Below are 13,031 nucleotides of genomic sequence, written 5' to 3'. Positions count from 1 at the left end.
GCCGTCCCGGCCGGACCCGCCCCGACTCCGCCCGCCGCGCCCGGCGAGCCCGCGACGCCGGCGCCGGCCGACGACTGCGGCGCCGCGGACCGTCAGGACTGGCTCGGGCGGGCGCGCTCAGACCTGCCGACCCCGCCCGCGGGGGCCGTGTGGCGGATATTCGAGACCGGGCAGCCGGTCACCCAGGATTTGCGGCCGAACCGGCTCAATATCGAGATCGACCCCGACCGTCAGACGGTCGTGCGCCTCAGCTGCGGCTGATCCTCAGCGCAGGTCGGTCTGGCGCTGCAGGCCGTACAGCGCCTCATCCATGTCCTCCGCCTTGGCGGCGATGACGGCGCGGGCGTCGGTCAGGGCGCGATTATAGATCACCGGTCCCAGATCAAGCAGGAGCCGGTCCAGCACCATCCCGGCCTGCAAGCCGCCGACCTCGACATCCAGCTCCTCGGCCAAAATCCTGCGCAGGCCCTCAGCGGCCGCCTGCCGGGCTTCGCGAGACAGTTCGACCGGCTTGCTCATGCGACCTCCGCCAAGGCCTCCTCGGCCTGCATCCATGCGGCTTCCGCCGCCTCCAGATCCGCCTGCGTCTTCGCCCGCGCCCGCGTCAGTCCTTCCAGAGCCTTGGGATTGCTGACGGCGGCGTTGGCCAGGTCATCGTCGATGCGCGCCACCTCGGCGGTGAGCGCGGCCATCCGTTCCTCCGCCTTCCTCACCGCATGGCGCAGGGTTGAGGGCGAGGGGCCGGACTTCTTGTCGTTCTTCTTCCCGGCGGGCGCCGCGGCGGCCGGAGCGGCCGCGGCCTCCTGTTTGATCTGGCTTGGCTTGACCGCAGCGGCCTTGGCCCGGTCGAGGACGAATTTGGCGTAGTCGTCCATGTCGCCGTCCCAGGGCTTCACCGTGCCGTCGGCCGCGAGCCACAGCCGGTCGGCGACCAGCTCCATCAGCGAACGGTCGTGGGTGATCAGGATCACCGCGCCCGAATATTCGTTCAGCGCGTCCAGCAGGGCCCGGCGGCTGTCGATGTCGAGGTGGTTGGTGGGTTCGTCGAGGATCAGGATGTGCGGCGCATCCATCGCCACCTGGTTGAGCAGAAGCCGCGCCCGCTCGCCGCCCGACAGGCTGGCGACCGTGGTTTCCTGCTTCTCGTAGCCCAGTCCCCATTGCGCCAGCCTTGAGCGCCGGCTGCTCTCCGAGGCCTCGGGCATCGCGCGGCGGATGATCTCGAGCGGCGTGTCGGTCGGATCCATGGCCTCGATCTGATGCTGGTGGAACCAGCCCACCCGCATCTTGCGGTCGCGGTGCAGTTCTCCCTGCGACACGTCCAGCGCCCCGGCGATCATCTTGGCGAAGGTCGACTTGCCGGCGCCGTTGACGCCCAGCAGACCAATGCGGTCGTCCAGATCCATGCGCAGGTTCAGATTGCGCAGGATCGGCTTGCCCGGTTCATAGCCGACGTTGGCGCCTTCCAGCCGGATCAGCGGCGGGGCCAGCGGACGCGGCGGGGAGGGCAGGATGAAGGGGGCGACCCGCTCCTCGATGGTCGTCGCCACCGGCTCCATCTTGGCCAGACGCTTCATCCGGGACTGGGCCTGGGCGGCCTTGGACGCCTTGGCCTTGAAGCGGTCGACGAAGGCCTGCAGGTGGGCCCGCTCGGCGTCCTGCTTGGCCTTGGCCGACAGCTGCAGCCGCGCCTTTTCGGCCCGGGCCTTTTCGAACTGGTCGTAGTTGCCCGTGTAGAGCGTCAGCGTCCGGTTCGCGAGGTGCAGGATGTGGGTGCAGACCTCGTTCAGCATCTCCCGGTCGTGCGAGATGATCAGGGCGGTATGCGGATACTTCTTCAGCCGCGCCTCGAGCCACAGGGCGCCTTCGAGGTCGAGGTAGTTGGTCGGCTCGTCGAGCAGCAGCATGTCAGGCTCGGCGAACAGCGCGGCGGCGAGGGCGACCCGCATGCGCCAGCCGCCCGAGAACTCCGACATCGGCCGCTGCTGGTTCTCCTGATCGAAGCCGAGGCCGACGAGAATTTCCGCCGCCCGCGCCGGCGCGGCGTCGGCGTCGATCTCGATCAGCCGCGTCCAGATCTCCCCCCTCTCCTCGGGCTCGGCGGTTTCCAGCCGGGTCAGGAGGTCATGCCGTTCGACGTCGGCCTCGAGGATGGTCTCCAGCACGCTGACCGGCGTGGCCGGGTGTTCCTGGTCGACCGAGGCGACGCGCGCGGTCTTCGGCAGGCTGATCTCGTCGCCGCCGGCCGCGAGTTCGCCGAGGATCAGCTTGAACAGGGTCGACTTGCCGATTCCGTTGCGCCCGACCAGCCCGACCTTGGAGCCGGGCGGCAGGGAAACAGAGGCGTCCTCGAGGAATTTGCGGCCCCAGGCGCTGAAGGTCAGGTCGGTGATCTGGAGCATGAGGCGAGGGCAAACGTCTGAATGCAGGGGATTCCTCCCCTCAGGCAGCGAGGCGCCGGGCGCCGAGCGACAGGGGAGAAATCCTCTGGTTGGAAACCGGGGAGGGCGCGTCTATAAGCCCGCCACCCTCAATCTCCCAACAAGAAGTCACTCCCATGACCGAACGCACGTTCTCGATCATCAAGCCCGACGCCACGCGCCGCAACCTGACCGGCGCCATCAACGCCGTGATCGAGGCCGCCGGCCTGCGCATCGTCGCCCAGCGCCGCGTCAAGCTGACCGAGGCCCAGGCGAAGAAATTCTACGAAGTCCACGCCGAGCGTCCGTTCTATGGCGAGCTGGTCGGGCAGATGACCGCCGAGCCGGTCGTCGTGCAGGTGCTGGAGGGCGAAAACGCCGTGGCCCGCTACCGCGAAGTCATGGGCGCCACCAACCCGGAACAGGCCGCCGAAGGCACCATCCGCAAGCAGTTCGCCCTGTCGATCGGCGAGAACTCGGTGCACGGCTCGGACAGCCTCGAGAACGCGAAGATCGAGATCGAGCAGTTCTTCACAGACGACCAGATCGTCGGCTGATCCGACCTTAAGGACGATCGCCTGCACGGCCGGCTCCCCTGGGGGCCGGCCGTTTCGCTATGCGGCCGCCGCGCGCGTCTCGAGCCGCTTGCGGGCGGTGGCGAAGGTCTTGACGAAATGGACCCGCTTCAGGCGATCCCGCGGCGTCGCCTGCATCAATGACTTGAGGACCGCGTGGTCGGCGCCGACGACGATGACCTCCGCGCCATCGCCCTGCATCCGGGCCAGCAGGTCGGCGAAGGCGAGAGCCCCCGTCGGGTCCAGCATCGGGACCTCCTCCAGCCGCAGGACATAGGTGCGGCGGCGCGCCCCGATCCGGTCGAGCGCATCCTTGATCAGACTCGCGCTGCCGAAGAACAGCGGCCCCCGGAAGGTCAGCACGCCGACGTCGTCCGGCAGGCCCTGGTTGGGCGCGTAGCGACCCTCGCCGTTGTCCGGCCGGTCCCCCTCGATCAGCGGCGCGCGGCCCTCAAGCGTCGCCAGTTCCGACATCCGGTGCATGAAGACGAAGGTGGCCAGCGCCATGCCCACGCCGATGGCCACGGTCAGGTCGACCAGCACTGTCAGGCCGAAGGTGGCCAGCAGAACGGCCCGGTCGCCGCGCGAGGTGCGCAGGATGAGGCGGAAGCGGTGGGTCTCGGCCATGTTCATCGCCACCACCACCAGGATGGCCGCCAGCGCGCCCATCGGCACGAACACCATCACCCGCGCCAGCGCCAGCATGAAGACCAGCAGGAAGACGGCGTGCAGCATGCCGGCGACAGGACTGCGCGCGCCCGAGCGGATATTGGTCGCGGTCCGGGCGATGGCGCCGGTCGCGGGCAGGCCGCCGACGGCCGCCGAGGCGATGTTGGCGAGGCCTTGGGCCGTCAGCTCGATGTTCGAGCGATGCCGCCGGCCGGTCATCTGGTCGGCGACCACGGCCGAGAGCAGCGATTCGACCCCGGCCAGCAGGGCGATGGCGAGAGCGCTCGGCAGGACGTCAGCCGCCTTGCTCCAGGTCCAGAACGACAGGTCGGGCACGGGAATCCGGGCGTTCATCTCGCCGAAGCGCGAGCCGATGGTCTCGACCGGCAGCCCCAGCGCGGCGACGACCACGGCGGCGACCGCGGTAACGATCAGGAAGCCCGGCAGGCGCGGCGCATGGCGGCGCATCACGAGGATGGCGGCGACGCAGGCCAGGGAGAGGCCCGCCGCCGGAAGGCTCAGGGTGGCGCGCGCGGCCCAGAGCGCCTGCATCTTGGGGACAAACTCGGCCGGAACCCCCGCCGCGGTCAGTCCCAGAAGGTCGGGGATCTGGCTGGCGAGGATGACCACGGCGATGCCGCTGGTGAAGCCGGTGGTCACCGGGTCGGGGATGTATTTGATCAGGTTTCCGACGCGGGCGAGGCCAGCGACGACAAGTATGGCGCCCGCCATCAGCGTCGCCATCAGCAGACCGTCGTAGCCGTGCTTGCTGATGACGCCGTAGACGATGACCACAAAGGCCCCGGTCGGTCCGCCGATCTGGAAACGGCTGCCGCCGAGCGCGGAGATCAGGAACCCGGCCACGACAGCGGTCACCAGTCCCGCTTCCGGCGTGGCGCCCGAGGCGATCGCCAGGGCCATGGCGAGGGGCAGCGCCACGACGGCGACGGTCAGTCCGGCGATCCCGTCGGCGCGAAGGTCGCCGATGCCGTAGCCCTGTCTCAGGACCGTGACGGTCTTGGGCAGGAACAGCTTCCAGTCAGAGCCCATCGCGCGCGGCCGCCCGCCGTTCGATCAGCCGGACGCCGCGCCCGGCTCCCTGACTCGGCGCGCCCTCGGCGATCATCTCGACCCCGGCGTCGGCCAGGGCGGTCACCACCTTCTCGAGGCTGTCGACAACCGCCCGGACCGATCCGGGGCAGGCCTCCATCCGCTGCACCGTCTGGGGCGACAGTCCGGCCAGCCGGGCGAGCTCGCGCTGGTCGATGCCGAGCAGGGCGCGCGCGGCGCGGAGCTGTGGGCCTGTGATCATCAGCATGCCTGTTGTGGTATCTGACATATCAGTCGAGTCGTTCAGAACATCAAGACCCTTGCAACCATCCGCCCGGCCACCGAGCCGGATACGCAGACGGCCCCGGCGATCGCTCGCCGGGGCCGTCGTTTTGTGTGGCGGCGCGGCCGCTACCAGATGCGGGCGCGGGCCTCAGGGGCGAGGTACTGCTCGTCGCCCGGCTGGACGCCGAACGCCTCGTACCAGGCGTCGATGTTCCGCACCGTGGCGCTGGCGCGGTACTGGCCCGGCGCGTGCGGGTCGACGGTGACCTGCTGGCGCAGGGCCTCGTCGCGGATCTTGGTGCGCCACACCTGCGCCCACCCGAGGAACACGCGCTGGTCGCCGGTCAGGCCATTGATGACCGGGGCCGGTTGGCCGTTCAGCGACATGCGGTAGGCGTCGAGCGCCAGCAGCAGGCCGCCGAGATCGGCGATGTTCTCCCCCATGGTCAGGTCGCCGTTGACGTTGACGCCTTCCAGCGGGGCGAGGGCGGAATACTGGGCCCCCAGCACCCGGGCGCGCTCCTCGAACTTGGCGGCGTCCTCGGCCGTCCACCAGTCGCGCAGGGCGCCGTCGCCGTCGGTCTTGCGACCCTGGTCGTCGAAGCCGTGGGTGATCTCGTGGCCGATCACCGCGCCGATGCCGCCGTAGTTCACAGCCGGATCGGCGTTCGGGTCGAAGAACGGCGCCTGCAGGATGGCGGCCGGGAAGACGATCTCGTTGCGGACCGGGTTGTAGTAGGCGTTCACCGTCTGCGGGGTCATGCCCCATTCCAGCGGATTGACCGGCTTGCCCAGCTTGGCGACGTTGAAGGCCCATTCGAAAGCCGCCGACCGCTCCACGTTGCCGTAGAGGTCGCCGGGCTCAAGACGCAGGCCGTCGTACTCGCGCCACTCGTCGGGATAGCCGATCTTCACCCCGAAGCGGCTCATCTTGTAGAGCGCCTGCTGCTTGGTCTCGGGGCTCATCCAGTCGAGGCCCTCGATCCGCGCCGTCATGGCGGCGCGCAGGTTGGCGACCAGTTCCTCCATCTGGGCCTTGGACTCGGCCGGGAAATGGCGGGCGACGTATTCGCGGCCCAGAACTTCACCCAGCGAACCGTCGACGGTGGTCACGCCCCGCTTCCAGCGCGGCTGGTTCTCGGGCTGACCGCCCAAGGTCTTGCCGTAGAAGTTGAACTGATTGTCGACAAAGGCCTGCGACAGATAGGGCGAGGCCTGATTGACCACATGAAAGGCCTGCCACGACTGCAGGGTGGCGACCGGGGTCTCGGCGAACACCCGGGCCATGCCCGGGAAGGCGGTGTTGTTGGCGGCGATCAGCACCGGGACGTGACCGATGCCCGCGCCTTCGGCCCAGGCCGCCCAGTCGAAGCCGGGGGCGCTGGTCGCCAGGTCGGCCACGGTGGTCGGATTGTAGATCTTGTCGATCTGGCGGTTCTGAACCGCGGTCCAGTGCTGTTCGGCGAGGCGGGTCTCGAAGGCGACGATGTCCGCCGCCGCCTGCTCGTGGTCGGGCCAGCCCGCCAGTTCCAGCGCTTTGGCGACATAGGCCTGATAGGCCGTCTTCTGGGCCGAGAAGCTGTCTTCCAGGTAGTAGTCGCGGTCCGGCAGGCCGATGCCGCCCTGCACGACATAGGCGCTGGTCTTGCGGGCGTCCTGCAGGTCCTCGAAGATCTGCACGCCGAAGATCGACGAGCCGAAGCCGCTCTGGGTCCGGCCCATCAGCGCTGCGATCTCCTCGCGGGTGTCGGCGGCGCGGACCTCGGCCAGATCGGCCTGCAGCGGCCCGGCGCCGAGGCGTTCGACCGTCGCCTCGTCCATGAAGCTGTTGTAGAAGGCGCCGATGCGGCCGGCGTCCTCGCTGGTGGAGGGGTTGGCGGCGCTCTCCTCGATCAGCGTCTTGAGGTTCTCCTGCGACCGGTCGTGCAGCACGTGGAAGGCGCCGAACGAGGTGCGGTCCGCCGGGATCGGCGTGATGTCGCTCCACCGCCCGTTGGCAAAACGGTTGAAGTCGTTCCCCGGACGGACCGAGGTGTCCATACCGGTCATGTCGAAGCCGAATTCGCCGATCGCCGGCTGGGTCGTGGAGGGAATCTCCACGATCGGCGGCGTGTTCTGGGCGAGCGCGGCGGTGGCGGCGAGCGACAGGACGGCCGTGGCCGCGCAGGCCATGAGACGAAGCTTGAGCATTGAAGAGACCCCGATTGAGACGTGGCCGGCAACCTGACTCAAGGGCGGGGTTCTGTCGTGGCGAAACTCTTCAGATTACAAACTTCTCATCTGGCGGCAGAAGTCCGTGAGCACGGCGGGATACAGCTGGTGTTCTGCCGCCAGCACCCGCTGCGCGAGCGACGCCGGGGTGTCGTCGGCCACCACCGGGACCTTCGCCTGGCCCAGCACCGGCCCCTCGTCCACGCCCTCCGTGACCAGATGCACCGAACAGCCGGCCTCGAGGTCTCCCGCCGACAGAGCCCTGGCGTGGGTGTCCAGCCCCGGATATTTCGGCAGCAGGCTCGGGTGGATGTTCAGCATCCGCCCGGTCCACCGGCGCACCAGAAACGGACTCAGCAGGCGCATGTAGCCGGCGAGCGCCACGACCTCGACGTTCCGCGAATCCAGCACAGCCTGAACGGCCCGCTCGTGCGCTTCGCGGTCCTTGCCGAAGGGGCGATGATCGACCGCGACCGTCTCGATCCCCTTGGCCCGCGCGACGGCCAGACCGCCGGCGTCCGGGCGGTTCGACAGGACCAGCACGACTTCGAACGGGCAGCCCTCCGCGCACGCGGCGTCGATCAGCGCCGCCATGTTGGACCCGGCCCCGGAGATCAGGACCGCGACCCGGACTCGATCGGTCATTGCGCGGGACGGGGCGCCGGATCGCCGACGGAGACGAACGATCCGGCCGGGCCGGGGAAGACCACCGGGCTTTCGTAGCCGTCATCCGAAACCGCCGAGACGCCGAAGAAATAGTCGTCGATGACCACGCCCGGCAGGGTGATCTCCGTCGCCGAGCCGGCCCAGCGGCTGTGGGTCCATTGCGGCGACGTGGTCGGCCGCCACCAGACGCGGTAGCCGGCGGCGCCCGGGACCGCCTGCCACTTCACCGTCGTGTCGGGCTTGACCGCGCCCTCGATGGTGACGCCCAGCGGGGTGGCGGGCGCATTGGCCAGCGCGGCCATCGAGACGATGTTCAGCCGCGCCACCTGTCCGAGGTAGTCGAAGTCCACCCCGTCGATGGTGTCGCCGTAGTGGACGCCGTTTTCGACCCGCAGGTCCTGGTGCTGGCGGTCGTAGTTCTCGGCCCCTTCGCTGATGCGGACGGCGGGAAAGCCGTGGCGCAGCATCTCGACCTGGTCGCCGCCGCGGCCGTAGCGGTCCGTGCGGTAGATCATCTCGACGTCGAAATTCGTCAGGTAGCGGTCGGCCATGGCGTCGACGAACCGGGCCAGGTTGCGCGACGAGGAATCGACCTCGCCGCCGTTGTAGCGCCGGCGCTCTTCCTGGGCCTCGGTCTCGACCGTCTTGGTGCCTTCCGAGAAGACCCGCACCCGGGTGGTGTCGCGCACGCCGGACTGCCCCTCGGAGTTGCCGACGATGTCGTTGTTCAGATTGGCCTCCACGCGCCAGCCCTGGGCCTGGGCGTAGTCGGCCAGGATCTTGCCGCCGAGGAGGCCCTGTTCCTCACCCGACAGCGCCGCATAGACCAGGGTCGCGTCGAACCGGTGCTTCGACAGCACACGCGCGGCCTCCAGCACGGCCGCCACGCCCGAGGCGTCGTCGTTGGCGCCCGGTGCGTCGTCGGTGAAATTCATCACGTCGGTGACGCGCGAGTCGATGTGGCCGGAAATGATGATGACGCGGTTCGGATCGCCCGTGCCGCGCTGGATGGCGACGATGTCGACCACCTCGGTCGGCGTCGGCACGCGCGCGCCGGTGACCGTGTCCGAGGGTGTGACCACGGTCAGGCAGCCGCCACATTCGCGGCCGATCGCCTCGAACTGGCGCTGGGCCCAGCGCCGCGCGGCGCCGATCCCGCGCGTGTCCGACTGGGTGTCGGACAGGGTGTGCCGGGTGCCGAAGCCGACGAGGGCCTCGATGTCGGCGCGCATCCGCTCCGGACGGACCTCGCCCGCGACCTGATGCAGTAGGGCGTGTTCCGAGGGAACGGGGGTCTGGGCCGCGGCGGAAGCCGAAACCAGCATCAGCCCGGCCAGGGCGATCGACAGCGCGCGCATCGGCGACCTCATGGTGTGGAAGGCGCGGACCTTGCCGGGGTGAAGGACGACGGTCAATGCGTCCGGCTTGCGCTCGCGGCCGGTGTCCGGGACAGTGCGGCTCCGGAGGTTCCCATGCACGCCCTGTTCTTCGCCGCCTATCTGGCCGCCGTTCCGCAGACCGCCGGCCAGGTCACCCATGACATCGTGATGGATGTCTGCCTGCCGTATGTCGCCGACGGGGTGGCTGATCAGGCGGTGATCGTCCGCAACGGGCTCAACGGCCTGGTGGAGGACGGACAGGGGGACTTCCGCAGCCGGAACGACGTCTTTCTGGTGCAGCTGACCACCTCGGGCAGCGTGGAGGACGGCGATCTTCGTCGGGTGTGCGTGGTCCAGGCCCGGTCGGCCGCCTTCCAGCAGGCGCGGGATGCGATCGCCGGACCGCTGCAGAACGCCGGATTCGCCGCCAGTCCTGACGAGCCGGAGGACTGGCCGGTCTGGACCCGGGGCGGCGTCACCGTCTCGGTTCACCAGAACCCCGGCCGCGCCACCATCATCCGCGCCAGCTACTCCAGCCTCGAGGCCGAGGGCCTCTAGTCCGCGGCGAGCTGACCGCAGACGAAGGCCACCTCGCCGTCGTTCAGCAGGGCCTCGAGCACGGGCTCGGCGTTTTCCGGCGCCACGACGAGGATAAATCCAACCCCGCAGTTGAAGGTCCGGCGCATCTCGTGATCGGAGATGCCGCCCGTCTCGCCGAGCCACTGGAACACCTGCGGCACGGGCAGGGCGTCCCAGTCGAACACTGCGTGCAGGCCCTCGGCGATGCAGCGCGGCGGGTTCTCGATCAGGCCTCCGCCGGTGATGTGGGCGGCGCCCTTGACCAGCCCGGCCTTCATCAGCGGCAGCACAGGCTTCACATAGATCCGGGTCGGCTCCATCAGCGCCTGGGCCAGCGTCCGGTCGCGGGCGAACGGCGCGTCGTCGCCCCATGACAGGCCGGACTTCTCGACGACCTTGCGGATCAGCGAGTAGCCGTTGGAGTGGGGGCCTGAGGAGGCGAGGCCGATGATGACGTCGCCGGCGGCCTGACGGTCGAGGTAGGGCAGGGCGTGTCCGCGTTCGACGGCGCCCAGCGAGAAGCCCGCCAGGTCGTAGTCGCCGCCGGAATACATGCCCGGCATTTCGGCCGTCTCGCCACCGACGAGGGCGCAGCCGGCCTGCCGGCAGCCCTCGGCGATCCCGGCCACGACCCGCTTCGCCGCATCGATCTCCAGCTTGCCGGTGGCGTAGTAGTCGAGGAACAGCAGGGGCTCGGCGCCCTGGGCCAGCAGGTCGTTGACGCACATGGCCACCAGGTCGATGCCGACCCCGTCATGCCGGCCGGTCTCGATGGCGATCTTCAGCTTGGTGCCGACCCCGTCCGTCGTGGCCACGATCAGCGGATCCTCGAAGCCGGCGGCCTTCAGGTCGAACAGGGCCCCGAATCCCCCAAGCGAGGCCTCGGCCCCGGGGCGGCGGGTCGATTTCGCCAGCGGCTTGATGGCGTCGACCAGCATCTCGCCGGCGTCGATATCCACCCCCGCATCAGCGTATGTCAGGCCGTTACGCAGGCTCTCGGGGGTGTCGCTCATCGGTCACGGGCCTGAATCAGTGGGCGGATTTGTGCGGCGGCTCTTGCCACAACCGCATCGCGCGGGGCTATAGCATCCGAATGACGCCGATCACCACCACCGACGCACTGCGCGAGTTCTGCGCACGTCTGGCCACCGCCCCCTTCATCACGGTCGATACCGAGTTCATGCGGGAGACGACCTACTGGCCGCGGCTGTGCCTGATCCAGGCGGCTTCGGCCACGGACGCCGCCATCATCGATCCGATGGCTGAAGGCCTGGACCTGTCGCCCTTCCTCGACCTGATGCGTGATCAGTCGATCCTGAAGGTCTTCCACGCGGCCCGCCAGGACGTGGAGATATTCGTCAAGCTGGGCGCCATGCCGAAGCCGATGTTCGACACCCAGGTGGCGGCGATGGCGGCCGGCTTCGGCGACCAGGTCTCGTACGAGGCGTTGGTCCGCCAGATGCTGCGTCAGGAGGTCGACAAGGGCAGCCGCTTCACCGACTGGGCACGCCGTCCGCTCTCGGACGCCCAGCTGATCTACGCCCTCGGCGACGTGACCCACCTCGCGGCCCTCTATCCGAAGCTCCGCGACCGTCTGCAGAAGGACGGGCGGCTCGACTGGGTCATGGCCGAGATGGAGGATTTGACCGATCCGGCCCTTTACGACACCGACCCGGAAAAGGCGTGGAAGCGGCTGAAGCCCAAGAAGTACTCCGCGAAATACCTGGCCGCGTTCGTGGCCACGGCCGTGTGGCGCGAGCGGGCGGCGCAGGAGCGCGACCAGCCGCGCGGTCGCATCCTCAAGGACGAGGCCATCGACGAGATCGCCGCCCAGGGTCCGACGGACGCCGACGCCTTCAACCGTCTCCGCTCGGTGCCCAAGGGCTTCGGCGCCTCGCGCCTCGGCCTCGAGCTCACCGCCGAGCTGAAGCGGGTGCTGGCCGATCCGGAGGCCCACGCCCCCAGGCTGGAGCGGCCCGCCCACAACCAGCCGGCGCCGCCCTCTGTGGTCGAATTGCTCAAGGTGCTGCTCAAGGCCAAGAGCGACAACGCCGGCGTCGCCACCAAGCTCATCGCCAATGTCGCCGATCTCGAGAAGATCGCCCTCAGCGACGATGCGGAGGTCGACGCCCTCCACGGCTGGCGCCGCCAGCTGTTCGGCGAGGACGCCCTGAAGCTCAAGCGTGGCGAGATCGCCCTGGTGCTGAACGGAGCCCGGGTCGAGGTCGTCGAGATCGAGTAGGGGGAGGCAGTAGGCAGTAGGCAGTAGGCAGTAGGCAGTAGGAAGGCCGCCGCCGACATGGATCGACTACTGCCTAACCCCTACTGCCTACTGCCTGGTTTCAGCCCACCGTCGCCTTGACGATCTTGCCCGGCGACCGGGGCGGCTCGCCCTTGGGCAGGGCGTCGACGTTGTCCATGCCCTCGATGACCTCGCCCCACACCGTGTACTGGCGGTCGAGGAAGGTGGCGTCGTCCAGGCAGATGAAGAACTGGCTGTTGGCGCTGTTGGGATCCGAGGTCCGGGCCATCGAGCAGACGCCGCGCACGTGCGGCTCGGCCGAGAATTCGGCCTTCAGGTTGGGCTTGCTCGAGCCCGAGGTGCCGGTGCCGGTCGGATCGCCGCCCTGGGCCATGAAGCCGGGGATGACGCGGTGGAAGACCACGCCGTCGTAGAAGCCCTCTTTCGCCAGCTCGGTGATGCGGGCCACGTGGCCGGGGGCGAGGTCGGGGCGCAGCTTTATGACCACGTCGCGGGCTTCGCCGTCGCCGGTGTCGAGAGTGAAGGTCAGGGTTTCGTCGGCCATCGGCGCGCTCCTTTGAAATGTCGCGGGGTCATAGCCCGTGAACGCGGTCGGGGCTATGGGAGAGGCATGAGCGACGACGAAAAGCCCGCTGAACGCCGCCGCATGGTCCGCCCGCCCTCCGGCGGGACCGCGGCTGGCCGCGGCATGGGCACGAAGATGAAGACGGCGGACACCAAGTCGATGTCCAGCCAGCAGTGGATCAAGCGCCAGCTGTCCGACAAATGGTCCGAGCGCGCCCGCGCCGAGGGCTGGCGCAGCCGCGCGGCCTTCAAGCTGCTTGAGATCGACGACCGCTTCCACCTGATCCGGCAGGGCAGCCGCGTCATCGATCTCGGCGCCGCCCCCGGCGGCTGGATCCAGGTGGCGCTGAAGCGTGGCGCGACCTCCGTG

General features: G+C 69.2%; 14 protein-coding genes. 5 read left to right on the top strand and 9 right to left on the bottom strand.

Translation table 11 applies throughout. The features are described from left to right. The coding region (locus tag VGD32_RS01680) for an I78 family peptidase inhibitor (protein WP_331030169.1) at positions 1-261 on the top strand (261 nt) is incomplete at its 5' end. 3 nt (positions 262-264) lie between these two features. Here VGD32_RS01680 and VGD32_RS01675 read toward each other — a convergent pair. Both VGD32_RS01675 and VGD32_RS01670 read right to left on the bottom strand, forming a co-directional pair. Next, positions 265-519 carry a DUF2164 domain-containing protein gene (locus VGD32_RS01675; RefSeq protein ID WP_331030168.1) on the bottom strand — a complete coding sequence of 85 codons (255 nt, stop codon included), beginning with the start codon at positions 517-519 and terminating at the stop codon, positions 265-267. Continuing rightward, positions 516-2,402 carry an ABC-F family ATP-binding cassette domain-containing protein gene (locus VGD32_RS01670; protein ID WP_331030167.1) on the bottom strand — a complete coding sequence of 629 codons (1,887 nt, stop codon included), beginning with the start codon at positions 2,400-2,402 and terminating at the stop codon, positions 516-518. The genes VGD32_RS01675 and VGD32_RS01670 overlap by 4 nt, the downstream gene beginning before the upstream one ends. A gap of 155 nt (positions 2,403-2,557) precedes the next feature. On the opposite strand from VGD32_RS01670, the gene ndk reads away from it, so the two are divergent. Beyond that, on the top strand, positions 2,558-2,977 hold the full coding sequence (gene ndk / locus VGD32_RS01665) for a nucleoside-diphosphate kinase (RefSeq protein ID WP_331030166.1): 420 nt from the start codon (positions 2,558-2,560) through the stop codon (positions 2,975-2,977). 57 nt (positions 2,978-3,034) lie between these two features. Here ndk and VGD32_RS01660 read toward each other — a convergent pair whose 3' ends face one another. The 5 genes from VGD32_RS01660 to VGD32_RS01640 all read right to left on the bottom strand — a co-directional run bounded on the left by VGD32_RS01660 (position 3,035) and on the right by VGD32_RS01640 (position 9,291). Beyond that, a complete protein-coding gene (locus tag VGD32_RS01660) occupies positions 3,035-4,714 on the bottom strand; it encodes a SulP family inorganic anion transporter (RefSeq protein WP_331030165.1) in 1,680 nt (559 codons plus the stop codon). Continuing rightward, the gene (locus tag VGD32_RS01655) at positions 4,704-4,982 is read right to left on the bottom strand and encodes a helix-turn-helix transcriptional regulator (protein WP_331030164.1); all 279 of its coding nucleotides are present in this window, start codon (positions 4,980-4,982) and stop codon (positions 4,704-4,706) included. The genes VGD32_RS01660 and VGD32_RS01655 overlap by 11 nt, the downstream gene beginning before the upstream one ends. A gap of 143 nt (positions 4,983-5,125) precedes the next feature. Beyond that, the gene (locus VGD32_RS01650) at positions 5,126-7,189 is read right to left on the bottom strand and encodes a M13 family metallopeptidase (RefSeq protein WP_331030163.1); all 2,064 of its coding nucleotides are present in this window, start codon (positions 7,187-7,189) and stop codon (positions 5,126-5,128) included. Positions 7,190-7,264: 75 nt separating this feature from the next. Beyond that, a complete protein-coding gene (gene purN / locus VGD32_RS01645; protein WP_331030162.1) occupies positions 7,265-7,855 on the bottom strand; it encodes a phosphoribosylglycinamide formyltransferase in 591 nt (196 codons plus the stop codon). Further along, positions 7,852-9,291 carry a M28 family metallopeptidase gene (locus VGD32_RS01640; RefSeq protein ID WP_331030161.1) on the bottom strand — a complete coding sequence of 480 codons (1,440 nt, stop codon included), beginning with the start codon at positions 9,289-9,291 and terminating at the stop codon, positions 7,852-7,854. Before VGD32_RS01640 ends, purN begins: the two co-directional genes overlap by 4 nt. Positions 9,292-9,348: 57 nt before the next feature. Between VGD32_RS01640 and VGD32_RS01635 the strand changes: the two genes are divergently transcribed. Next, on the top strand, positions 9,349-9,813 hold the full coding sequence (locus VGD32_RS01635; RefSeq protein ID WP_331030160.1) for a hypothetical protein: 465 nt from the start codon (positions 9,349-9,351) through the stop codon (positions 9,811-9,813). On the opposite strand, the gene purM is transcribed toward VGD32_RS01635, so the two are convergent. Further along, positions 9,810-10,847, bottom strand: a complete 1,038-nt coding sequence (gene purM, locus VGD32_RS01630; protein WP_331030159.1) for a phosphoribosylformylglycinamidine cyclo-ligase — start codon at positions 10,845-10,847, stop codon at positions 9,810-9,812. The genes VGD32_RS01635 and purM overlap by 4 nt on opposite strands. A gap of 80 nt (positions 10,848-10,927) precedes the next feature. Here purM and rnd point away from each other — a divergent pair, with 80 nt between their 5' ends. Beyond that, the gene (gene rnd, locus VGD32_RS01625) at positions 10,928-12,076 is read left to right on the top strand and encodes a ribonuclease D (protein WP_331030158.1); all 1,149 of its coding nucleotides are present in this window, start codon (positions 10,928-10,930) and stop codon (positions 12,074-12,076) included. A 100-nt stretch (positions 12,077-12,176) separates the two neighbouring features. Here rnd and VGD32_RS01620 read toward each other — a convergent pair whose 3' ends face one another. Next, positions 12,177-12,641 (bottom strand): peptidylprolyl isomerase, encoded by a 465-nt coding sequence (locus VGD32_RS01620; protein ID WP_331030157.1) that lies wholly within the window; start codon positions 12,639-12,641, stop codon positions 12,177-12,179. 66 nt (positions 12,642-12,707) lie between these two features. Here VGD32_RS01620 and VGD32_RS01615 point away from each other — a divergent pair. After that, the coding region (locus VGD32_RS01615; protein ID WP_331030156.1) for an RlmE family RNA methyltransferase at positions 12,708-13,031 on the top strand (324 nt) is incomplete at its 3' end.

It is taken from the genome of Brevundimonas sp. (assembly GCF_036402095.1).
Taxonomy (GTDB): domain Bacteria; phylum Pseudomonadota; class Alphaproteobacteria; order Caulobacterales; family Caulobacteraceae; genus Brevundimonas.
The sequence above is the reverse complement of the archived record's forward strand: the minus strand, read 5'-3'. Positions and strand labels throughout refer to the sequence as shown.